Source organism: Thermohalobaculum sp. (assembly GCF_058622915.1).
This window is the reverse complement of sequence record NZ_JBZSYN010000022.1, coordinates 1-20,504: the sequence shown is the minus strand read 5'-3', so window position 1 is coordinate 20,504 and position 20,504 is coordinate 1. Positions and strand designations below refer to the sequence as shown.

Annotated in this window: 22 protein-coding genes and 1 tRNA gene; 6 read left to right on the top strand and 17 right to left on the bottom strand. The window is 72.2% G+C overall.

The annotated features are described in order from the left end of the window. Together carB and greA are read left to right on the top strand one after the other, a co-directional pair. Nucleotides 1–1,518: carbamoyl-phosphate synthase large subunit (carB, locus tag AC32QD_RS01765; RefSeq protein ID WP_492008756.1), on the top strand; the 1,518-nt coding region annotated here is incomplete at its 5' end. Between the two features lie 133 nt (nucleotides 1,519–1,651). Then, nucleotides 1,652–2,125: a transcription elongation factor GreA gene (gene greA / locus AC32QD_RS01760; RefSeq protein ID WP_492008755.1), complete on the top strand. Its 474-nt coding sequence runs from the start codon at nucleotides 1,652–1,654 to the stop codon at nucleotides 2,123–2,125. Here the strand turns inward: greA and AC32QD_RS01755 are convergent. Genes AC32QD_RS01755 through AC32QD_RS01730 form a run of 6 tightly spaced genes read right to left on the bottom strand, consistent with a single transcriptional unit; the run spans nucleotide 2,116 to nucleotide 6,629 of the window. Then, nucleotides 2,116–3,192 carry an MFS transporter gene (locus AC32QD_RS01755; RefSeq protein ID WP_492008759.1) on the bottom strand — a complete coding sequence of 359 codons (1,077 nt, stop codon included), beginning with the start codon at nucleotides 3,190–3,192 and terminating at the stop codon, nucleotides 2,116–2,118. The genes greA and AC32QD_RS01755 overlap by 10 nt on opposite strands. A 3-nt stretch (nucleotides 3,193–3,195) precedes the next feature. Next, nucleotides 3,196–3,327 carry a hypothetical protein gene (locus AC32QD_RS01750; RefSeq protein ID WP_492008754.1) on the bottom strand — a complete coding sequence of 44 codons (132 nt, stop codon included), beginning with the start codon at nucleotides 3,325–3,327 and terminating at the stop codon, nucleotides 3,196–3,198. After that, nucleotides 3,318–4,580, bottom strand: a complete 1,263-nt coding sequence (locus AC32QD_RS01745; RefSeq protein ID WP_492008753.1) for a molybdopterin-binding protein — start codon at nucleotides 4,578–4,580, stop codon at nucleotides 3,318–3,320. The genes AC32QD_RS01750 and AC32QD_RS01745 overlap by 10 nt, the downstream gene beginning before the upstream one ends. Beyond that, the gene (mobB, locus tag AC32QD_RS01740) at nucleotides 4,577–5,089 is read right to left on the bottom strand and encodes a molybdopterin-guanine dinucleotide biosynthesis protein B (RefSeq protein ID WP_492008752.1); all 513 of its coding nucleotides are present in this window, start codon (nucleotides 5,087–5,089) and stop codon (nucleotides 4,577–4,579) included. The genes AC32QD_RS01745 and mobB overlap by 4 nt, the downstream gene beginning before the upstream one ends. Next, complete coding sequence (gene mobA, locus AC32QD_RS01735; protein WP_492008751.1) at nucleotides 5,086–5,715, bottom strand: molybdenum cofactor guanylyltransferase MobA; 630 nt, start codon at nucleotides 5,713–5,715, stop codon at nucleotides 5,086–5,088. Before mobA ends, mobB begins: the two co-directional genes overlap by 4 nt. Beyond that, nucleotides 5,712–6,629, bottom strand: coding sequence for a formate dehydrogenase accessory sulfurtransferase FdhD (locus tag AC32QD_RS01730; RefSeq protein ID WP_492008750.1), 918 nt, complete (start codon nucleotides 6,627–6,629; stop codon nucleotides 5,712–5,714). Before AC32QD_RS01730 ends, mobA begins: the two co-directional genes overlap by 4 nt. Nucleotides 6,630–6,709: 80 nt before the next feature. Here AC32QD_RS01730 and AC32QD_RS01725 point away from each other — a divergent pair, with 80 nt between their 5' ends. Next, a complete protein-coding gene (locus tag AC32QD_RS01725; protein WP_492008749.1) occupies nucleotides 6,710–7,426 on the top strand; it encodes an AzlC family ABC transporter permease in 717 nt (238 codons plus the stop codon). Then, nucleotides 7,423–7,746 carry an AzlD domain-containing protein gene (locus tag AC32QD_RS01720; RefSeq protein ID WP_492008748.1) on the top strand — a complete coding sequence of 108 codons (324 nt, stop codon included), beginning with the start codon at nucleotides 7,423–7,425 and terminating at the stop codon, nucleotides 7,744–7,746. Before AC32QD_RS01725 ends, AC32QD_RS01720 begins: the two co-directional genes overlap by 4 nt. 249 nt (nucleotides 7,747–7,995) lie before the next feature. On the opposite strand, the gene mscL is transcribed toward AC32QD_RS01720, so the two are convergent. Continuing rightward, nucleotides 7,996–8,418 (bottom strand): large conductance mechanosensitive channel protein MscL, encoded by a 423-nt coding sequence (mscL, locus tag AC32QD_RS01715; RefSeq protein ID WP_492008747.1) that lies wholly within the window; start codon nucleotides 8,416–8,418, stop codon nucleotides 7,996–7,998. A gap of 138 nt (nucleotides 8,419–8,556) precedes the next feature. Continuing rightward, on the bottom strand, nucleotides 8,557–10,992 hold the full coding sequence (gene pheT, locus AC32QD_RS01710; RefSeq protein WP_492008746.1) for a phenylalanine--tRNA ligase subunit beta: 2,436 nt from the start codon (nucleotides 10,990–10,992) through the stop codon (nucleotides 8,557–8,559). Nucleotides 10,993–11,214: 222 nt separating this feature from the next. Between pheT and AC32QD_RS01705 the strand changes: the two genes are divergently transcribed. Beyond that, nucleotides 11,215–11,460: a hypothetical protein gene (locus tag AC32QD_RS01705; RefSeq protein WP_492008745.1), complete on the top strand. Its 246-nt coding sequence runs from the start codon at nucleotides 11,215–11,217 to the stop codon at nucleotides 11,458–11,460. Between the two features lie 153 nt (nucleotides 11,461–11,613). Here the strand turns inward: AC32QD_RS01705 and pheS are convergent, their stop codons facing one another. The 4 genes from pheS to AC32QD_RS01685 form a co-directional block, all read right to left on the bottom strand. After that, a complete protein-coding gene (gene pheS, locus AC32QD_RS01700) occupies nucleotides 11,614–12,687 on the bottom strand; it encodes a phenylalanine--tRNA ligase subunit alpha (RefSeq protein WP_492008758.1) in 1,074 nt (357 codons plus the stop codon). A 209-nt stretch (nucleotides 12,688–12,896) separates the two neighbouring features. Continuing rightward, a complete protein-coding gene (locus AC32QD_RS01695) occupies nucleotides 12,897–14,753 on the bottom strand; it encodes a M3 family oligoendopeptidase (protein WP_492008744.1) in 1,857 nt (618 codons plus the stop codon). 149 nt (nucleotides 14,754–14,902) lie between these two features. Then, entirely contained in the window at nucleotides 14,903–15,274 is a 372-nt protein-coding gene (locus AC32QD_RS01690; protein WP_492008743.1) for a hypothetical protein, read from the bottom strand. A 133-nt stretch (nucleotides 15,275–15,407) separates the two neighbouring features. After that, nucleotides 15,408–16,250 carry an OmpA family protein gene (locus tag AC32QD_RS01685; protein WP_492008742.1) on the bottom strand — a complete coding sequence of 281 codons (843 nt, stop codon included), beginning with the start codon at nucleotides 16,248–16,250 and terminating at the stop codon, nucleotides 15,408–15,410. A gap of 467 nt (nucleotides 16,251–16,717) precedes the next feature. Between AC32QD_RS01685 and AC32QD_RS01680 the strand changes: the two genes are divergently transcribed. Further along, entirely contained in the window at nucleotides 16,718–18,004 is a 1,287-nt protein-coding gene (locus AC32QD_RS01680) for a sigma-54-dependent transcriptional regulator (RefSeq protein WP_492008741.1), read from the top strand. Between the two features lie 20 nt (nucleotides 18,005–18,024). Here the strand turns inward: AC32QD_RS01680 and AC32QD_RS01675 are convergent, their stop codons facing one another. The 5 genes from AC32QD_RS01675 to AC32QD_RS01655 form a co-directional block, all read right to left on the bottom strand. Then, a complete protein-coding gene (locus AC32QD_RS01675; RefSeq protein ID WP_492008740.1) occupies nucleotides 18,025–19,059 on the bottom strand; it encodes an endonuclease/exonuclease/phosphatase family protein in 1,035 nt (344 codons plus the stop codon). Nucleotides 19,060–19,079: 20 nt separating this feature from the next. After that, complete coding sequence (locus AC32QD_RS01670) at nucleotides 19,080–19,355, bottom strand: DUF2312 domain-containing protein (protein ID WP_492008739.1); 276 nt, start codon at nucleotides 19,353–19,355, stop codon at nucleotides 19,080–19,082. A gap of 102 nt (nucleotides 19,356–19,457) precedes the next feature. Continuing rightward, a tRNA-Pro gene (locus tag AC32QD_RS01665) sits at nucleotides 19,458–19,534 on the bottom strand. A gap of 63 nt (nucleotides 19,535–19,597) precedes the next feature. Then, on the bottom strand, nucleotides 19,598–20,047 hold the full coding sequence (locus AC32QD_RS01660) for a DUF192 domain-containing protein (protein WP_492008757.1): 450 nt from the start codon (nucleotides 20,045–20,047) through the stop codon (nucleotides 19,598–19,600). A gap of 79 nt (nucleotides 20,048–20,126) precedes the next feature. Next, nucleotides 20,127–20,504 (bottom strand): cold-shock protein (locus tag AC32QD_RS01655; RefSeq protein WP_492008738.1); only part of this gene is annotated, 378 nt, incomplete at its 5' end.

Below are 20,504 nucleotides of genomic sequence, written 5' to 3'. Positions count from 1 at the left end.
TGCCACGCCTGCTTCGCGCTGACCAAGGCGGGCTTCGAGACGGTGATGGTCAACTGCAACCCCGAGACCGTCTCGACCGACTACGACACCTCCGACCGGCTCTATTTCGAGCCGCTGACGCTCGAGCACGTGCTCGAGATCCTGCGCGCGGAGCGCGACGCCGGCACGCTGGTCAGCGTGATCGTGCAGTTCGGCGGCCAGACGCCCTTGAAGCTCGCGCGCGGGCTCGAGGCCGCGGGCATCCCGATCCTCGGCACCACGCCCGACGCCATCGACCTGGCCGAGGACCGGGCGCGGTTCCAGGGACTGTTGCACGAGCTGGGGCTGAAGCAGCCGGTCAACGGCATCGCCGCGACGCCCGAGGAGGCGTTCGAGATCGCGCACGAGGTCGGCTACCCGGTGGTGATCCGGCCGTCCTATGTGCTGGGCGGGCGGGCCATGGAGATCGTGCGCAACGACGCCGAGCTGAGGCGCTACATCAGCGAGGCGGTGGTGGTCTCGGGCACATCGCCGGTGCTGATCGACTCCTATCTCGCCGGCGCGGTCGAGATCGACGTGGACGCGGTGGCCGACGGCGAGACCGTGCATGTCGCGGGCATCATGGAGCATATCGAGGAGGCGGGCGTGCATTCGGGCGACTCCGCCTGCTCGCTGCCGCCGCACAGCCTGGGCGCGGAGGCCATCGCCGAGCTGCGCCGGCAAACCGAGGCGCTGGCAGCGGGGCTGAAGGTGACCGGGCTTATGAACGTGCAGTTCGCCATCAAGGGCGGCGATGTCTATGTGCTGGAGGTCAACCCGCGCGCCTCGCGCACCGTGCCCTTCGTGGCCAAGGCCACCGGCTCGCCGATCGCCTCGATCGCCGCGCGCGTGATGGCGGGCGAGGCGCTGGCCGAGTTCCGCCTGGTGGACCCCGAAACGACCCATATCGCGGTGAAGGAGGCGGTGCTGCCGTTTGCCCGCTTCCCCGGCGTGGACACCATCCTGGGCCCCGAGATGCGCTCGACCGGCGAGGTCATGGGCATCGACCGCAGCTTCGCGCGCGCCTTCCTCAAGAGCCAGCTCGGCGCCGGCACGCCGCTGCCCGAGGCCGGCACCGCCTTCGTCTCGGTGCGCGACGCCGACAAGGAGGCGATCGTGGAGGCCGCGCGCATCCTCGAGCGGCTGGGGCTGACCGTTGTGGCGACCAGCGGCACCTGTGCCTACCTCAACGCGCGCGGCGTCGCGGCCGAGCGCGTCAACAAGGTGCACGAGGGCCGGCCGCACATCGTCGACCGCATGAAGGACGGGCATATCGCCATCGTCTTCAACACCACCGAGGGCGCGCAGGCGGTGCGCGACAGCTACGACATCCGCGCCACCGCGCTGGGCATGCGGATCCCCTACTACACCACGGCCGCGGGCGCCGTGGCGGCGGCCAAGGCCATCGCCAACTACAAGGAGGGCGCGCTGGAGGTGGCGCCCTTGCAGGATTACGCCGCGCGGCTGAAGCCGGCCGAGCCGGTGGCGGCGGGGGGGTAAGGCGCCGCGATGGCGCCGGGCCTTGCAGTCCGGCGGCTGCGTGATTATCGTCGGTCCAAGCGAGGACAAGACCGCGCTCGAGAGGGCGCGGTCCGGTTTTTCATTGACTCTTTAGGACCGACAGGGGGGACCGATGGAAAAGGTTCCGATGACCAGGACGGGTTACGAGGCGCTCGTCGAGGAGCTCAGGGGCCTCAAGGAGCGCGAGCGGCCGTCGATCATCCAGGCGATCGCCGAGGCGCGCGCCCATGGCGACCTGTCGGAGAACGCGGAATACCATTCCGCCAAGGACCGGCAGGGCCTGATCGAGGCGCGCATCAAGGAGCTCGAGTCGCAGATCAGCCGCGCCGAGGTGATCGACCCGGCGAAGATGTCGGGCGCCACCATCCGCTTCGGGGCCACGGTGGACCTGGTCGACGAGGACACCGAGGAGGAGCGCACCTACCAGATCGTCGGCGAGAGCGAGGCCGACATCGCGCATGGCCGGCTGAACATGCGCTCGCCGCTGGCGCGCGCGCTGATCGGCAAGGAGGAGGGCGACTCGGTCGAGGTCACGACGCCGGGCGGGGCGCGCTCCTACGAGGTTTTGCGCGTGCGCTACGTCTGAGCGGGTACGACCGCTCCGCCATCCCACACCCGGGCGAGCCTGAGCGCCGCGGCGAGCGCCGTGGCCGACATGGCCGCGGCCAGCCAGTAGCTGGTCGCCGGGCTGGCGACGGCGTTGATCCGCCCCGCGGCCAGGGTGGCCAGCGCGAAGGCAGTGCCGCCCAGCCCGCCGGCGAAGAGCCCCTGCGCGCTGGCCTGCAGCCGGGGCGGGACGGCCGCTGCGACGAAGGCGATGGCGCCGAGATGGCCGAGGGCGAAGGTTACCGCGTGCAGGCACTGGATCGGCCACAGCAGCGCCACGGGCGGCGCCAGCGTCATCAGCGACCAGCGCAGGACGCCCGCCGCGCCCGCTGCGATCAGGGCGCGGGCGGGGCCGATGCGCTCGATCAGCCGCCAGCCCGGGCCGAGCATCAGCGCGATCTCGGCGAGCACGCCGGTGGCCCACAGCATGCCGATGGTGCCCGCACCCAGGCCCTGGTTGAGCCAGGCCAGCGTGCCGTAGGCATAATAGACCGCGTGGCTGGCCTGGCCGATGCTGGCCGCCACCGCGAAAGTGAGAAAGACCGGCTGGCGCATCAGCGCCGCGGCCTCGCCGAGCCGGGCGCGGTCGCGGCCCTCGCCCGGCGGCGCGCCGCCGCCCGGATGCAGCGCGCCGAACAGCGCCACCAGGGCGAGGTTGGCCACCACGGCCCACAGGATCACGGCCGGGCCAAAGCGCGCCAGCGCCGCGCCCAGCCCGATGTTCATGGCGAGGAAGGCGACCGAGCCCGCCGCCCGCGCATGGGCGTAGGCGAAGCCGTGCATGGTGGAGGCGCGGATGCCGAGCGCCTCGCCCAGGGGGATGAGCGGCGCCACGGCGAAGGCGGCCATCAGCGTCGCGGCGAGCAGCGCAGCCCGGGTCTCAATCGCCAGATGCGCGAGGAAGATCGCCGCACCGGCGGCGCCGCCCAAGGCCAGCACCCAGCGGCGCAGGGCGAAGCGGTCGGCCAGCGCCGGCATCAGCGTGGCGCTGGCGACGCGGACCATGAGCGCCAGCCCGAGATAGGTGCCGATCTCGGCGTCGGTCAGCCCCTAGTGGTGCAGCCAGACCGGCCAGTAGGGCAGATGCGCGCCGATGGCGAAGAACAGCGCGGCGTAGAAGCCCGCCGTCAGGAGCCCGCCGCGGCCCGCGAGCGCCCGGGCGGGGGAGAGAGCTACGGGCAAAGGCCGAAGCTGGAATAGGGGATGTAGCGCACCGGGTCGCCGGGGCGCACCTCGAGCGCGCCGTCCGCGAGCTCGACCAGGCCGTCCGACCAGCTCAGCCCGCCGATCAGGCCCGAGCCCTCGGAGCGGAAGGTCTCGACATGCCCGTCGGCGCGCATGCGGGCGCGCAGGAACTCGCGGCGGCCGGGCTTCTTGCGCTTGGCAAAGGCGGCGGGGACCTCGAAGCCCTGGGGCGCGCGCCACTCGGCGCCTGCCATCACCCCGAGCGCCGGGCGGGCGAAGACGAGGAAGGTGACGAAGGCCGCGACCGGGTTGCCGGGCAGGCCGAACACCGGGGTGCCGCGCCAGAAGCCCAGCATCAGCGGCCGGCCGGGCTTGACCGCGATGCGCCAGGTGGTCACGCGGCCCTCGCGGGTGAGGAGCCGCGAGACGTGGTCCTCGTCGCCGGCCGAGGCGCCACCGGTGGTGACGATGGCCTCGGCCCCGGCCGCGCCGCGGTCGAGGGCGGCGCGGACCGCGGCCTCGGTGTCGCCCACGGCGCCGAGGTCGACGGGGGCGAAGCCCTGCGCCGCGGCGAGCGCGGTCAGCATCGGGCGGTTGGCGTCGAAGATGCCGGAGGCGGCGGGGTCCGCACCTGGCTGGATCAGCTCGTCGCCGGTGGAGAGCACGGCGAGGCGCAGCGTCTCGCGCACGCTGACGCGGGCGACGCCCACGGCGGCGGCGCGGGCGAGGTCGGCCGCGGTCAGGCGGCGGCCGGGGGCAAGCAGCTCGGCCCCCGCCTCGGCGTCCTCGCCGGCGGGCCGCGTGTTGGCACCCTTGCGCCGCGGTGCGGGGAAGCGGATGCGCCCCCCTGCGGCTTCGGTGTCCTCCTGCAGCACCACGGTGTCGGCGCCCGCGGGCAGCTCGGCGCCGGTGAGGATGCGCACCGCCTGGCCGGGCGGCACCGCGCCGGCCAGCGGGTGGCCGGCGGCGGCGCGGCCCTCGGCCAGCGCGAGGTCGGCCCGATCGGCGCCGGCGAGCGAATCCCAGGCGAAGGCATAGCCGTCCACGGCGGCGTTGGCCGCGGGGGGATTGGCGCGCCGCGCGATCACGGGGGCGGCGAGGATGCGCCCGGCGGCATCCTCGAGCGCCAGCTCGGTCGTGCCGGTGACGCAGGCGACGGCGGCGCGCAGGCGCCCGAGCGCCTCGTCCACCGGGGTCCAGTCGATGCCCGGCGGCAGGGCGAAGCAGTCGTCGCGCAGCCTCTGGGTCATGCGCTCTTCCTGAGATCGAGCCCGAGGTCGCCGAGGATGAAGTCGGTGATCGCGGGGATGTCGTCGAGGCCGATCACCGGCTGCGCGGCACCTTGCGGCGCGTCGTTCGAGGCGATCAGGCGCACGGTGGGGTCGTCGGCTGCGATCAGGGGCTGGCCGGTCTCGGCCCGCCAGGCCTCGACCTTGGGGTGGCTGTCGCGCTTGTAGCCCTCGACGATCACCAGGTCGACGGGTCTGAGCAGCGCCATCAGCTCGTCGAGGGTGGCCTCGGGCGCGCCCCTGAGCTCGGTCATCAGCGCCCAGCGGGCCGATGAAGAGAGGATCACCTGCCCCGCCCCGGCGGCGCGGTGGCGCCAGCTGTCCTTGCCCTGCTGGTCCACGTCGACCCGGTGATGCGTGTGCTTGATGGTCGAGACCGAGAAGCCGCGCGCGGCGATCTCGGCCACCAGGCGCTCGACCAGGGTGGTCTTGCCTGCGTTCTTCCAGCCGACGACGCCGTAGACCTTCATGTGTGCGCCTCGTGCCCGCTGCGCAGGATCCGCTCGGCCTCGAGCATATCCTCGGGCGTGTTGACGTTGAAGAAGGGGAAGTCCGCGCCCTCGAACACCGCCCGCGCCGCGCCGTGGCGCGAGGTCCAGACGATCACCTTGCGCATGTGGCCCACGGTGAGCGCCTGCTCGAGGTTGTCGGCGAGGTCGACCGGCCACAGCCCGAAGGTGGGGTGCTCGGTCAGCCCGCGCTCGGGGTCGTTGGTGGCCGCGAGCGCGATGGGCTGGCCGGACTGCTGCGCCGCCTGGCCGAGGCGCGCGACCAGGTCGGCGGGGAAGAAGGGCGTGTCGCCGGCGGCGCTGGTGATGTGGCTGTAGCCGCGGGCCGCGGCCCAGCGCATGCCGGCGAGCACGCCGGCGAGTGGGCCGGCGAAGCCCTCCACCGTGTCGGCAATCACCGGCAGGCCGAACCGCGCGAAGCGGGCGGGGTCGCCATTGGCGTTGAGCGCGATCTCGTCCACCTGGGGCGCGAGCCGGGCGATGACGCGGGCGAGCAGGGTCTGGCCCGCGAGCGTCAGGAGCGCCTTGTCGCCCCCGCCCATGCGCCGGGCGAGACCGCCGGCGAGGATGATCCCCGCAATCCTCACGTCTTCTCCCGCGCCCCCTTATGTGCCCCCTCGTGCGCCCCCTTTTGCGCCCCCTTGCGCAGGTGGCGGGCCTCCTCCTCGCCGACCCGGGCCGGGTCGGCGTCGAACACCAGCCGGTCCTCGCCGGCGAGGCAGTAAAAGCGCTGGCCGCGCATGCGGCCGATCAGCGTCAGGTGGGTCTGGCGCGCGAGCTCCACCCCCCAGGCGGTGAAGCCCGAGCGCGAGGCGAGCACGGGGATGCCCATGAGCGCGGTCTTGATCACCATCTCCGAGGTCAGCCGGCCGGTGGTGTAGAGGATCTTGTCGGCGGCGGGCACGTCGTTGACCAGCATCCAGCCGGCGATCTTGTCCACCGCGTTGTGGCGGCCGACGTCCTCCATGTAGACGAGCGGGCGGTCGGCCGCGCACAGCACGGTGCCGTGGATGGCGCCGGCGGCGAGGTAGAGGCTGGGGTGGGTGTTGATCTTCCTGGCCAGCGCGTAGAGCCAGGAGGTGCGCAGCTCGGCCGCGGGCAGCGTCAGCCCCTCGAGGCTTTCCATCATGTCGCCGAACACCGTGCCCACGGCGCAGCCCGAGGTGCGGGTCTTTTTCTTCAGCTTCTCCTCGTAGTCGGTGGCGCGCTCGGTGCGCACCACGACGGTCTCAAGCTCCTCGTCGAAGTCGACGGCGCGGATCACGTCGTCGCGGTGCAGCATGCCCTGATTGAGCAGGTAGCCCACGGCGAGGTGCTCGGGGAAGTCGCCGATGGTCATCACGGTGACGATCTCCTGGGAGTTGAGGAAGATCGTCAGCGCGCGCTCCTCCACCACGCGGGCCTCGACCGCGGCGCCGGTCTGGTCGAGCCCCGTGACCGCGCGGGTCAGGCGCGGGTCGTCGGGGTCGGGCGCGAGCAGGAACTCGGATGTACCGTTCATCGGTGCTTTCATGGGTCATCACAAAGCCTGACTGGCCACCGAGGTCAAGGGCGGCTATGTGCGTGCGGATGGACCGGGCGGTGGCAGCGACGCGCGTCTCACCCACCGGGCGGGGCTTCCTCGCCGGGGCCTGGGCCTGCGTGCCGATCCTGCTGGCGGTGGCGCCGTTCGGCTTCATCTTCGGCGCGGTGGCGAGCGATGCGGGCCTCGACCTGGTGCAGGCCATGGCGATGACCTCGATCGTCACCGCCGGCGCCTCGCAGCTCGCCGCGCTGCACGTGATGAGCGACGGGGCGCCGGCGCTGGTGGCGGTGCTGACCGGCGCGGTGGTCAACTTGCGCATGGCGATGTACTCGGCCTCGGTGGCGCTGCACTGGGAAGGCGTGCCGATGCTGTGGCGGGTGCTCGGCGGCTATTTCCTGCACGACCAGGCCTATGCGCTGTCGATGCGGCGCTACCGGGCGCGGCCGGACGAGAGCCTGTCGGACAAGCTGGGATTCTATTTCGGCGTCGGGCTGACCACGGTCGCGGTCTGGATCTCCACCAGCTATGTCGGCGTGGTGGCCGGGCAGATGATCCCGGCCGAGTGGGGCCTGAGCTTTGCGGTGCCGGTGTGCTTCCTCGCCATTCTGGGGCCGCTCTTGCGGGGATGGGCGAACATCGTGGCGGCGGTGGTAGCGAGCGCCGCGGCGATGGCGCTCGATGGCCTGCCCTACGGGCTGGGGCTGGTGGCAGCGTCGGCGCTGGGGATCACTGCGGGCATTGCCGCGCTGCACGGGGTCGGGAGGCGGGCATGAGCGCGGCGGCGATCTGGACGGTGATCGTGCTGCTCGGCATCATCACCTATCTGATCCGGTTCTCCTTCCTCGGGCTGCTGGCCGGGCGGCGGTTGCCCGGCTGGGCGGCCGAGGCGCTGGGCTTTGTGCCGGTGGCGGTGCTGCCCGCGCTGATCGCGCCGATGGTGCTGATGGACCCGCAGACGCGCGACTGGGCCGAGCCGCACCGGCCGCTGGCGGCGCTGGTGGCGCTGGGCGTGGGCATGGCGACGCGCTCGCTCCTGGGCGCCATCGCCGCCGGCATGGGCGGGTTCTGGGCGTTGCGGGCGCTGGGGCTGTAGGCTCCCTGCCCGCAGCGGCGAGGCCCCGGCAATCCCGGCGGCCACCGTGCGGGGAAGGATCCGGCGGCTGGGGCGCAATCCCCGATTCTGCCCAAATCCTTTTGTTACCTTCTGCTCCGGCGCGTCAGCGCCGGATCGCGCCCGCCCGCCCCCGAGTGCCCCCTCTGGCGGGAACGATGCTCGCGCCCACCCAGTCGGGCGCGATCCTCCTCCCCAGTGGCGGCCGGTCCGGCCTGAGCGCAATCCACGCTAGACCGTACCCTTCGCCAGCAGGTCGCGGATCTCCTCGAGCAGCGTCTCGCTGCGCGGCGGCGCCGCGGGGGAGGCGGGGGCGGCCTCCTCCCTGCGCTTGAGCTCGTTGATGGCGCGCACCACGAAGAACAGCGCCCAGGCGACGATCAGGAAGCGGAAGATGGCGTTGATGAACAGGCCGTAGTTCAGCGTCGGGGCGCCGGCCTTCTGCGCCTCGGCGAGCGTGGCGAAGTCGTGCGGGCCCAGGTTGATGAACAGGTTGGAGAAATCCACGCCCCCGGTGAGAACGCCCAGGATCGGGTTGACGATATCGCCCACGAAGCTGGTGACGATGGCGGTGAAGGCGGCGCCGATGACGATGCCGACGCCCATGTCGACGACGTTGCCCTTGATGGCGAATTTCTTGAATTCCGCGAACATGTGACCCCCCGGTCGCTGGTTGCTGGATCGCTCCAGCAAGCGTCACCGGAGGGAATTTGGCAAGGGGCAGCCTCGGGCGCGGACTGAAGGGCAGCTGCTGGGGCAGCCGCTGGGGCAGCCGCTGGGGCAGATACCGGCTCAGGCGCGCTGGCTGCCGCCGGTGGCCTTCTCCACCGCCGCGACGATGCGCCCCGCCACCGCCTCGATCTCGGCCTCGGTCAGCGTGCGCTCGCTCGGTTGCAGGCGCACCGAAATGGCGACCGATTTCTTGTCCGGGCCGAACTGCTCGGCGGCGCGCGGGCCGTCGAACACGTCGAACACGGAGGCGCCCTCGATCAGCCGCTTCTCGGCGCCGCGGGCGGCGCGCAGGATCGTCTCCGCCTCGACGCGGGCGTCGACCACGAAGGCGAAGTCGCGCTCGACCGCGGGCAGGTCCGAGGCGACGAGGGCGGGGCGCGCCGCCCCCCGGGCCTTCTTCGCCGGCAGGTTCTCGAGATAGACGACGGTCGCCACGGCGGGGCCCTTCACCTGAGTCTCGCGCAGGACCCTGGGGTGCAGCTCGCCGAACAGCGCCAGCGTGTTCTTCGGCCCCAGCTTCAGGGCCGCCGAGCGGCCGGGGTGGAACCACTCGGGCGCCTCGCGGGCGACCGTCAGCTTGTCCGTCGGGGCGCCGAGCGCCGAAAGCACGGCCTCGGCGTCGGCCTTGGCGTCGTGCAGGTCGACCGGGCGGCGCGTGCCGGCCCAGTGGCGCGGGCCGGTGGCGCCGACGCGCAGCGCGGCGACGACCCGCGCCTGCTCGCCCGGCTCGCCGCCCGAGAACACCGGGCCGACCTCGAACAGGCCGAGATCGGCGAAGCCGCGCGCCTGGTTCCTCGCCGCCGCGGCGAGCAGGCCGGGCAGGAGCGAGGGGCGCATGTCCGACATCTCCGACGAGATCGGGTTCTCGAGCTTGAGCGTCTCGCCGCCGCCGCCGAACAGCTCGGCCTCGCGGGTCGAGATGAAGGAGTAGCTGACAATCTCGTTCAGGCCCAGCGCGGCGAGCTGGCGGCGCGCCCGCGCCGAGCGCCTCTGCATCGGCGTCAGCAGGGCCGGAGCGACGCCCGGGGTGGCGCGCGGCAGCGGCTTCGATTGCAGGCCGCCGAGCGAGGCGACGCGGACGATCTCCTCCACCAGGTCCGCCTCGCCGTGCACGTCGAGCCGCCACGACGGCGGCGCGACGCCGAGGCCCTGGGCGCCCTCGGCCACCTCGAAGCCCAGCGCCTCGAGGATGCGGACCTGCTCGGGCGCGGGGATCTCCATGCCGACGAGGCTGACCACGCGGGCCGGGTCGAGCCGGTAGCTGCGCGCGGTGTCGGGGACCTTGCCGGCGATCACCATCTCGGACGGCTCGCCGCCGCACAGGTCGAGGATCATGCGCGTCGCCAGCTCCATGCCCGGCGGCGTGAAGGCGGGGTCGACGCCGCGCTCGAAACGGTAGCGCGCATCCGAGTGGACGCGCAGCTTGCGCCCCGTCGCGGCGGTGCGCACGGGGTCGAACCAGGCGGCCTCGACGAAGACGTTGACGGTCCCCTCGGTCACACCCGTGGGCGCGCCGCCCAGGATGCCGCCGATGCTCTGGGGGCCGGCCGCGTCGCAGATCAGCGTCATCGAGTCGTCGAAGGCATAGTCGCGGCCGTCGAGCCCGGCGAGCCGCTCGCCCGGGCGGCTGAGGCGGACCCGGATGTCGCCGCTCAGCTTGTCGGCGTCGAAGACGTGCAGCGGCCGGGCGCGGTCGTAGGTGATCAGGTTGGTGATGTCGACCAGCGCCGAGATCGGCCTGAGCCCGATGGCGCGCAGGCGCTGCTGCAGCCAGCGCGGCGAGGGGCCGTTCCTGACCCCGCGGATGTAGCGCCCGACGAACAGCGGGCAGGCGGTGTCGGCGACGTCCGCGCCCAGCGTGACCCCGACCGGGCTGGAAAAGGCGCCCGGCACCGGCGCGACCGCGGGCGAGATGAGGCGGCCCAGGCCGCGCGCGGCGAGGTCGCGCGCGATGCCCGCCACCCCCAGCGCGTCGGGGCGATTCGGGGTGATAGCGACGTCCATCACCGGGTCGTTCAGCCCGGCATAGTCGATGTAGCGCGCGCCCAAGGGCGCGTCGGCGGGCAGCTCGATGATGCCGGTGTGGTCGTCGGACAGCATCAGCTCGCGCTCGGAGCACAGCATGCCGTTCGATTCCACGCCGCGGATCACCCCGGGCTTGAGGTCGACGCCGGTGCCCGGGATATGCGTGCCGGCGGGGGCGAAGACGCCGATCATGCCGGTGCGCGCGTTGGGCGCGCCGCAGATCACCTGCACCTCCTCGGAGGCTGCGTCCGGACCCTTCGGCCAGGCCTCGACCCGGCAGACCCTCAGCCGGTCGGCATTGGGATGCGCCGCCGCCTCGATCACCCGGGCGATGGTGAAGGCGCCGAGCGCCTGGCCGGGATTGTCCACCCGCTCGACCTCGAGCCCCAGATCGGTGAGCGCCGCGGCGAGCGAATCGACGGGGGCCTCGGTGTCCAGATGATCCTTCAGCCAGGACAGGGTGAATTTCATCTTTTCGCCTCGTTGTCGGTCTACCGGGATACCGGCCTGGCGCGCTCCATAGCCGAATTCCGTTGCTTCCGGAAGGGTTTGAAACGGAGTCTGAAATTCAACCCGAGGGTGCAATCGGCTCCACTTTTTAACCACAAAGATGTGTTCCTCTGTGGCTCCATCCCTTGAGCAGGGGGGTGGATTTCACCGTTAGTATTCACGGGTATAGGCGGGGCCGCGGCCATGGCGTGCAGGGTCTTTTTTGGGGATGACCGGGGTGGCGTCGTTATCGACTGGGTCGTCCTGACGGCCACGATCGTCCTGCTCGGCTTCGTGCTGTCCATGTCGATCATGGAGAACTCGAGCGGCTACCTGATGGACGAGTTCGCCGCGATGAACCAGCAATCCGCCACGAACGGGGTCGCCGTCTCGCAGCTCGACACCCCGGCGCAGGCTCCCGTCGGCCAGGGCGCCAAGTTCAACAACTGAGGCACGGTGCAGGGGCTCGCAGACGGCGCCGCGGGAGTCCTGCCGATCCGGCCGCGCAGCCTCGTGCCGGCATCTGCCCGGAAATCCGACGCGAGCCGGCCTGCTGCGCCGGCACGATTCTGGCCGGCATGACGCATCTCGGGGGCGGTGCCCTCAGGCCGAGAGGCCGCCGTGCAGGCTGGGCTGGTCGAGGGCGGCGAAGCCGTAGTGGCGCAGCCAGCGCAGGTCGGAGTCGAAGAAGGCGCGCAGGTCGGGGATGCCGTATTTGAGCATGGCGATGCGGTCGATGCCCATGCCGAAGGCGAAGCCCTGCCAGGTCTCGGGGTCGATGCCGGCCGCGGCCAGCACCGTGGGATGCACCATGCCCGAGCCGAGGATCTCCATCCAGTCGTCGCCCTCGCCGATCCTGAGCTGGCCGCCTGCCCAGGAGCAGCGGATGTCGACCTCGGCCGAGGGCTCGGTGAAGGGGAAGTGCGAGGCGCGGAAGCGAAGCTCCACGCCCTCGACCTCGAAGAAGGCGCGGCAGAACTCCTCCAGCACCCATTTGAGCTGGGCCATGGAGATGTCGCGGTCGATCGCCAGCCCCTCGTACTGGTGGAACATCGGCGTGTGCGTCTGGTCGTAGTCCGAGCGGTAGACCCGGCCCGGCGCGATCACCCGGCAGGGCACGCCGAACCTCTCCATGTGCCGGATCTGCACCGGCGAGGTATGGGTGCGCAGCACGTTGAGCGGGCGCGCGTCGCCCGCCGCCCGGCGGAGATAGAAGGTGTCCATCTCCTGGCGCGCGGGGTGCTCGGGCGGGATGTTGAGGGCGTCGAAATTGTACCAGCCGGTCTCGATCTCGGGGCCCTCGGCGACCGAGAAGCCGAGATCGGCCCAGATGGCGATGACCTCCTCCATCACCTGCGAGACCGGATGCACCGTGCCCTGCGCGGCCGGCCGGGCCGGCAGCGTGACGTCGAGCCATTCGGTGAGAAGCCGCTCGGCCAGCGCCGCGTCGGCGAGCGCGGCCTTGCGCGCGGCGACGGCGGCGTTGATCTCGTCCTTGAGCGCGTTGAGCTTCGGGCCGGCCTCGCGGCGCGCCTCGGGCGACATGCTGCCCAGGCCGCGCATCATCTGGGTGAGAGCGCCCTTCTTGCCCAGCGCGCGCACGCGCACCTCCTCGATGGCCGCCTCGTCGCCCGCCGCGGCGATGTCCGCGAGCAGCCGCGCGCGCAGCGCGTCCACGTCCTGCATGTCGAGGTCCTGCATGGTCGTCCCCGGATGGCCCGCTTCGCCGGGTGTCGTAAGCAGGCAGGGCAGTGAATGCAAGCGGCGGCGACTGCAAGCGGCGTCGGCTTGGCCCGCTGCGTCGGGCGCGGGTCCCTGCCCCGGGCGTCGGTCCGCGAGGCCCCGGATCGGGTCCGGGGCCTGGGGCATGGGTCATTGCCCGAGGATCACTGCATCGCCTCGAGCTCGTCGATGAAGCGCTCGATCAGGCCCAGCCCCTTGGCCCAGAATGCCGGGTCGGAGGCATCGAGGCCGAACGGGGCGAGCAAATCCTTGTGGTGCAGGGTGCCGCCGGCCTCGAGCATGGCGAAATACTTGTCGGAGAAGCCCTCCGCCCCCTGCTCGTAGACGGCGTAGAGCGCGTTCACCAGCCCGTCGCCGAAGGCATAGGCATAGACATAGAAGGGCGCGTGGATGAAGTGCGGCACATAGGCCCAGAAATACTCGTAGCCCTCGGCCAGGTTGACCGAGGGGCCGAGGCTTTCGCCCTGCACCGTCCTCCAGATGCGGCCGATCTCGTCGGAGGTCAGCTCGCCCTCGCGCCGCGCGGCGTGGATGCGGCGCTCGAACTCGTAGAAGGCGATCTGGCGCACCACCGTGTTGATCATGTCCTCGACCTTGGCGGCGAGCAGCGCCTTCTTGCGCCCGGCGTTCTGCTCGGCGGCGAGCAGCTTGCGGAAGGTCAGCATCTCGCCGAACACGGAGGCGGTCTCGGCCAGCGTCAGCGGCGTGCGCGACAACAGCTCGCCCTGGCGTGCTGCAAGCCGCTGGTGCACGCCGTGGCCGAGCTCGTGGGCGAGCGTCATCACATCGCGCTTCTTGCCCTGGTAGTTCAGCATCACGAAGGGATGCAGGTCGGTCACGCCGGGGTGCGAGAAGGCGCCCGGGGCCTTGCCGGGGCGGATCGGGGCGTCGATCCAGCCGCGCTCGAAGAAGGGCTCGGCGAGCTCGGCCATGCGCGGCGCGAAGCCGGCATAGGCGCCGAGCACGGTGGCCTTCGCCTCCTCCCACGGGATCACCCGCTCGTCGGCCTCGGGCAGCGGCGCGTTGCGGTCCCAGTATTCGAGCCGCTCGAGACCGAGCCAGCGCGCCTTCAGCGCGTAGTAGCGGTGCGACAGGCGCGGATAGGCCGCCTGCACCGCCTCGCGCAGCGCGTCGACCACCTCGGGCTCGACATGGTTGGCGAGGTGGCGGCTGTAATCGGGGCTGGGCATCTGGCGCCAGCGGTCCTCGATCTCCTTCTCCTTGACCAGCGTGTTGGTGATGCGGGCGAACAGGCGGATATCGCCGCCGAGCACGGCGGCGAGCGCCTCGCCCGCCGCCTGCCGGCGCGCGCGGTCGGGGTCGGAGAGCAGGTTGAGCGTGGCCTCGAGCCCCATGGGCTCGTCCTCGCCCGCGACCTCGAAGCTCAGCGAGGCCATGGTCTCGTCGAACAGGCGGTTCCAGGCGGCAGCGCCGACCACCGAGAGGTCGTGCAGGAACTTCTCCAGCTCGTCGGAGAGCTGGTGCGGGCGGAACACGCGCAGCCGCTCGAGCCAGGGGCGGTAGCGCGCCAGCGCCGGGCTTTGCGCCAGCTTCGCCTCCAGCTCCGCCTCCTCGATGCGGTTGAGCTCGAGCGAGAAGAAGACCAGCGGCTGGGTCAGCGCCGTGACCCTGTCCTGGATGTCGCCCAGGAACTTGGCGCGCGCCGGATCCGAGGTGTTCTGGTAGTAGCTCAGCCCGGCGAAGGTGGTGACGCGGCCGAGCGTCTTGTCGATCTCCTCGTACTCGGCGATCGCCGCGGCGAGCGCGTCGCCGTCGAGCCCGGCCAGCCTGCCCTCGTGGCGCTCGGCGAAGCGGGCCGCGCGCGCGGAGGCGTCCTCGAGGTCGCGGGCGAGCTCGGGGCTATCGCGGCCGGTGTAGAGGTCGGAGAGGTCCCACTCGGGCAGCGTGCCGAAATCGCGCCGGCTGCGGCCGCCGGCGCCCTCGCGCGTCTCGTCGCGGAGTGGGCGGACGGGCCCGGGATGGGTCGGGGATCGGCGCATGGGGCCTCCTGCTTGGCTGGCGTCGGGCCTCACAGATAGGTCAGCCGCCGTGCCGGGGAAACCCCCAGCGCGCACTGGGCGGCCGGCGGGCCGGGTTAGGGAGCCGGGTCAGGGGGCCGGGCGAGATCGTGTCCGCCGCCCCGCCCGGGTCAGGTCCGCGTCTCGGGCGCGCCCGAATGGCCCTCCTCCGGCTTCGGCCGGTAGGGCGGCGCGTCGGCCTTGCGGCGGATGACGATGTCGCCGTTGGGCAGGATCTCGGGCTTGCGGTAGTTGTCGAGGCTGTCGACCTGCTCGAGCACGCGCAGGGTGTCGCGCAGGGTCTCCAGCGTCGGCTTGACGCTCTCGACCAGGCCGCGGATGGCGTCCTCGAGATGCTCCGACAGCGGCTTTTCCGCGCCGGGTCCGCCACCCGGCCCAACACCCGGCCCGCCAGCCGGAGCCGCCACGGGCTCGGCGCCGAGCGGCGCCGCCGCCAGGGCCGCCGCGACCGCGAGCGCCGCCGCAAGGGGTGTGATGCGCATGGCTGCCTCCTCCGCTCGGCCGCTCAAAGCACGACCGCCCCGCTCACATGGTGCGCGGGGCGGCCAGGATCAACAAACCGGTCGGGCCGTCCGGGGCCGGTTGAGCCGGCCCCGAAGGCTGTGCGGCAGGCGCTTACTTCGAGAGCGTGATCTCCACGCGGCGGTTCAGCGGCTCGCGCACATTCGGTCCGGTCTTGACCGCGGGCTCGAGATACGAGCGCCCGGCCAGGGTCATCTCGGTGCGCGGGATGCCGTGATCGGCCAGGTAGTCGCCGACGCTCTTGGCCCGCCGCTCCGACAGCGCCTGGTTGTACTGGAGCGTGCCCACGGTGTCGGTGTGGCCGACGATCGACAGGGCCGTCGCGCTCATCTTGTGCACCGCGCTGACCACCTCGTTGAGCGTGTCGCGCGCGGCGGCGGTCAGGTTGTACTTGTCGAAGCCGAAATAGACCACGTAGTTCGCCGGGCCCATCTTCGGGGCACAGGCCGCCAGCGCGTCGTTCAGCTCGGCCAGCGCGTCCTTCGAGGTCTTCGGGATCGGGTCGCCGGCCGCCTCGGCCCGCAACAGGAACAGGTAGAGATCCCACATGGCCTGGGCGTGGGCGCAGGCCGCTGGACGCTTGTCCTCGTTGGCCTTGATGGTAGAGACGACCTCGTCGTACTTCTTGGTCGCGTCACCGTCGACGCCGAGCTCGGCCGGCGTCCAGGGCGCAGGCGTGTTCCCGGCCTCGGCCATCTTCGCCTTGTGGATGAAGGCGGTCGCGTTCATCCAGCGCTGGTAGTCGTTGGCCTGCCAGCGAGCGAGCGCGGTGTACTCCTTGGCCAGCGCGCTGTTGAAGTTCGCGTCGCTGCCGTGCTCATGCGCCAGATACGGCTCAGCGCTGAAGGTCGCCCCAAGCGACGAGCCCGGCAAGTTCGAGCAGCCGGCAATCGCCAACGCCGAGGCGCCAAGCATCAGGAAGGTTACGGTTCTCATCCCTCTCTCCGTTTTTGATCTCGAGCACGCGGCGGCGCGCCCATAAATTCAGTTTCCTTCGGCCCGAACGCCGAACTGCACCCTAGCATGTGGCATCAATTTGCCAAAAGCACAAACGCAGGAGGGAATGAATCGGTTCCCTCTCGTGTGGTTTCCGTGCGGAGTAACGTTTTGACAACAGTGGACGGTTAATCGTGGGCAAATTCAAGCCTGTCGGTGCCGGAACAGGGCGTGATCGCCCGCCTCCGGCGCGGCCCGACCCGGGAGCTCAGCGCCGCCAATGCAGGACAAGGCGGATCTCAGGATCCTCGTCGCCGAGGACGACCCGCAGCAGCGCCGCCAGCTGGCGGCAATCCTGTCCTCGCTGGGCTACGCGGTGGAGACCGCGAAGGGCGGCCGGGCGGCCCTCGCCGCCCTGGAAGGCGGGCGGCCCCCCCGGGATCGCGCTGGCGCTGATCGACCTGCACATGCCCGACCTCGACGGCATCGAGGTGATCGCGCAGATGCATGCGGCGGGGGCGCGGGTGCCGGTGATCGTGCTGACCTCGGACGGGTCGGTGGCGCGCGCGGTCGAGGCCATGCGCGCCGGCGCCGTGGACTTCATCGTCAAGCCGGTCAGCCCGGAGCGGCTGGACGTGTCGATCCTGAACGCCCTCAAGCTGAGCAGCATGGCCCGCGAGGTCACGCGGCTGACGCGCAAGGCGGACAACCTGCTGACGTTCGAGGACCTGATCGCGGTGAGCCCGTCGATCCGGCGCTCGATCGCGCTGGCGCGCCGGGCGGCGCGCTCGGACGTGCCGGTGCTGATCGAGGGCGAGTCCGGCAGCGGCAAGGAGGTGTTCGCGCGCGCCATCCACGGCTCGGGCGCACGCGCCGGCGGCCCCTTCGTCGCCGTGAACTGCGGCGCGCTGCCCGAGGCGCTGGTGGAATCGATCCTGTTCGGCCACGAGAAGGGCGCCTTCACCGGCGCGGTGGCGCGCCGCCGCGGCCGGTTCCAGGAGGCCTCGGGGGGCACGCTGTTCCTCGACGAGGTGAGCGAGCTGCCCCTGCCGGCGCAGGTCAAGCTGTTGCGCGCGATCCAGACCGGCGAGGTCGACCCGGTGGGCGGCGCCGGTCCGGTCAAGGTGGACATCCGGCTGATCTCGGCGAGCAACCGCGACCTCGGCGCCATGGTGGCCGAGGGCCGGTTCCGCGAGGACCTCTATTACCGTATCAGCGTCTTCCCGCTGGACCTGCCGCCGCTGAGGGAGCGGCGCGAGGACCTGCCGGGCCTGGCGCGCATGATCCTGGCGCGGGCCGCGGCGGCCGAGGGCGCGGCCATCGAGGGCTTCTCGGCCGCGGCGATGGAGGCGATCGCCCACGCGCCCTGGCCAGGCAATGTGCGCCAGCTGCAGAACACGCTGCGCCGCGCCGTGATCCTGACCGACGGCCCGGTGATCCGGCCCCAGGACCTGCACGGGCTGGGACGGGCGGGGCCGGCGCGGCCGCATTCGCGCGAGCGCGAGGACGACGCGGCCCCGGCGCGGCTCGCCGCCGCCCCGATCGCGGCGCCCGGCACCGTGCCCCTGATCTCGCAGGCCGGCCATGTGCGGCGGCTGCGCGAGATCGAGGCCGACGCCATCGCCGAGGCGCTCAGGCGTTATCGCGGGCGCATGGCCGAGGCGGCGCGGCGGCTGGGCATCGGCCGCTCGACGCTCTACCGCAAGATCGACGAGTACCAGCTCGAGCCAAGGGGCGAGCCCAGGGGCGAATGACGCGCGCGCCGGGCGCCGGGTCAGCCGGCGCCGCCGGCGCCGGGCCACAGATCGACGCTCACCGGGAAATGGTCGGAGGCATCGGTCAGCGCCGCGGCAAGCGCCGGATCGGCCCCGTTGCCCGGGTCGCTAGCCGGGTGCCAGATGCGCCAGGCGCAGGCGGGCGGCGACAGACCGGGGCTGAGCAGGATGAAGTCGACAAGTGCCTCGAGCGGCGACCCTCCGGCGTCGGACGGGAAGCAGGCGGTGGCGGCGCCGGCCGGGGCGCCGCCCAAGAATGGGTTGACCAGGCACCGCCCGGGCCGCGAGGGGTGGCCGGCGACGATCCGCACGCTCGAGGGTTCGCGCCCCGCGCCGGCGGGGCCGTCGTTGAAGTCGCCGAGCACGGCGACCTCCTCGCCGGCGCCCATGTGCTCCTCGACCCGGGCGCGGATCCAGGCGGCCTGGCCGCGCCTGAGTGCGCGGTTGTGCGCGCCGCGCCGGGCCAGCGCCTCGGTATCCTCGCCCGCCGCCGGGGCCTGGGACTTCAGGTGCACGGCGATCAGGCGAAAGCCGCGGCCGCCGGCGCGGTCCTCGACCGCGGCCTCGAGCGGCGGCTTGGAGAAGCGGACCAGCGTGCCGGCCTGGGCGAAGACCGAATCGAATCGCGGCGCGGCCAGCGGCGACTGGCCGGCGCGCGCGCCGGCCTCGGTCTGCGGCGCCCCGATGGGGGCATGCTCGGCCGCGACGCGCGCGGGATCGAACAGCAGCGCGATCTCCTGGTGCGTCGGGCTCTCGAAGCCCATCAGCGCCGCGCGCTGGCGCAGGCCGAAGGCGGCGGCGAAGCGCTCGAGCGCCGCGACGCAGGACTGCGTGCGGCCGCTGTTCGGCGCCTCGATGACGGCGAGGATGTCGGGGTCGATGCGGGCCAGCACGGCGGCGATCGCCTCGGCGCGGCGCCGGCGGCTGACGCCGGGCATGACGGATGCCGCCCCGTCGGCCAGAAGCCGGTCGTGGCGGTCGAACAGCCGCGCGAACCAGGCGATGTTCCAGGCGGCGAGGCGAAGCCCTTGCATCGCCGCGCCGCGGGGCGGCCTCAGCCGCGGATCATGCCGAGGGCCGAGAGGTAGAGGTCGAGCAGCGCCTCCTCCTCCTGCCGCTCCTCGGCGGGCTTCTTGCGCAGGCTTACCACCTTGCGCAGGGTCCGGGCGTCGAAGCCGTTGGCCTTGGCCTCGGCATAGACCTCCTTGACCTGCTCGGCGACCTCGCGCTTCTCCTCCTCGAGTCGCTCGATGCGCTCGACCAGCGCGCGGAGCTGGCCGGCCGCGACCGCGGTGGTGGAAACCTGATCGGGGGAGCTGTGCTCGTCCATCTGCCTCGTCCTGATTCTCGTTGCCGCTGAGGCCGGCGACCCTAGCCGCCGGGCCGCGACCGGGCAACGGGCAAGAGGGGCCGCGGTGGCGAAACATGCGGATGGTCGGGGCGGCCGGATTCGAACCGGCGACCTTCGGTTCCCAAAACCGACGCGCTACCAGCCTGCGCTACGCCCCGTGGCCTCGTGCCCGGCCCCGGCACTAGCGCAACGGCCCCGGCCCGGCAAGCGCGAAGGCCGGCTCAGGGGCCGCAATGCGCGGCGGCAGGGGCGGCGGCGAAGGCGGGGTGGATGGCCTGATCGCCCGGCCCGATGCCGAGCTTGGCCGCGCGGCCGGCATTGATCTCGAGCACGGCGCGGACCTTGCCCTTCGAGGACGAGATGCGGTCGGAATAGGTGTCGCGGCGCGTCGCCACGCTCTCGACCCGGCCGGTGTCGTCGATGAACACCATGTCGAGCGGGATCATGGTGTTGCGCATCCAGAAATCCACCTGCTGGGGCGGGTCGAAGACGAACAGCATGCCGGCATCGCCGGCCAGCTCGGGGCGGAACATCAGGCCGCGCGCCCGCTTGGCCGGGTTGTCGGCGATCTCGACGCTGAATCGCGCCGCGCCGTGGCCGGTCAGGATGGCGATATGCGCGGGGTCGCACTGGACCGCCCGGGCCGGGGCGCAGACCAGCAGCGCCAGCACGAGCAAGGCGGCATGCAGGGCAAGACGGCCGCGCCTGGGCGGTTTCGCGCAGGCAGGCATGCTGGCGGCGGGGCGCAAGTCAGCCGGTCTCGTCCTCGGCCGCGGCCTCCCACAGGTGGAGCTCGGCGACCATCAGCCCGCGCGGGCCGCGCGTGGTGCGCACGGCCATCGCCTCGCCGCTGGCCAGGTCCTGAAAGCCCGAGCGCCGCACCGTCTCCATGTGGACGAAGACGTCCTCGCCATCGCCGAAGACGTTGACGAAGCCGAAGCCCTTCTGCTTGTCGAACCACTTGACCCGGGCGGGCACCATCGGGCCCAGATCGGCGGCGGCGGCGAGGTACTCGGTCGGGCGCGGCCCTTCCGAGAAGCCCTGGGGCTGGCCGAACGGCGCCGGCGTCTCGGATTCCTCGACATCGAGGATTTCCTGCGCGGCGAGGCCGCGCTGGCCCCGTCCGTA

What these genes read in the sequence shown, in the direction of transcription:
- greA (WP_492008755.1), top strand. Translation starts at nt 1,652, where the DNA reads ATGGAAAAGGTTCCGATGACCAGGACGGGTTACGAGGCGCTCGTCGAG.
- AC32QD_RS01745 (WP_492008753.1), bottom strand. Translation starts at nt 4,580, where the DNA reads ATGACCCAGAGGCTGCGCGACGACTGCTTCGCCCTGCCGCCGGGCATC.
- mobB (WP_492008752.1), bottom strand. Translation starts at nt 5,089, where the DNA reads ATGAAGGTCTACGGCGTCGTCGGCTGGAAGAACGCAGGCAAGACCACC.
- AC32QD_RS01730 (WP_492008750.1), bottom strand. Translation starts at nt 6,629, where the DNA reads ATGAACGGTACATCCGAGTTCCTGCTCGCGCCCGACCCCGACGACCCG.
- AC32QD_RS01720 (WP_492008748.1), top strand. Translation starts at nt 7,423, where the DNA reads ATGAGCGCGGCGGCGATCTGGACGGTGATCGTGCTGCTCGGCATCATC.
- mscL (WP_492008747.1), bottom strand. Translation starts at nt 8,418, where the DNA reads ATGTTCGCGGAATTCAAGAAATTCGCCATCAAGGGCAACGTCGTCGAC.
- pheT (WP_492008746.1), bottom strand. Translation starts at nt 10,992, where the DNA reads ATGAAATTCACCCTGTCCTGGCTGAAGGATCATCTGGACACCGAGGCC.
- AC32QD_RS01705 (WP_492008745.1), top strand. Translation starts at nt 11,215, where the DNA reads ATGGCGTGCAGGGTCTTTTTTGGGGATGACCGGGGTGGCGTCGTTATC.
- AC32QD_RS01695 (WP_492008744.1), bottom strand. Translation starts at nt 14,753, where the DNA reads ATGCGCCGATCCCCGACCCATCCCGGGCCCGTCCGCCCACTCCGCGAC.
- AC32QD_RS01690 (WP_492008743.1), bottom strand. Translation starts at nt 15,274, where the DNA reads ATGCGCATCACACCCCTTGCGGCGGCGCTCGCGGTCGCGGCGGCCCTG.
- AC32QD_RS01685 (WP_492008742.1), bottom strand. Translation starts at nt 16,250, where the DNA reads ATGAGAACCGTAACCTTCCTGATGCTTGGCGCCTCGGCGTTGGCGATT.
- AC32QD_RS01680 (WP_492008741.1), top strand. Translation starts at nt 16,718, where the DNA reads ATGCCCGACCTCGACGGCATCGAGGTGATCGCGCAGATGCATGCGGCG.
- AC32QD_RS01675 (WP_492008740.1), bottom strand. Translation starts at nt 19,059, where the DNA reads ATGCAAGGGCTTCGCCTCGCCGCCTGGAACATCGCCTGGTTCGCGCGG.
- AC32QD_RS01670 (WP_492008739.1), bottom strand. Translation starts at nt 19,355, where the DNA reads ATGGACGAGCACAGCTCCCCCGATCAGGTTTCCACCACCGCGGTCGCG.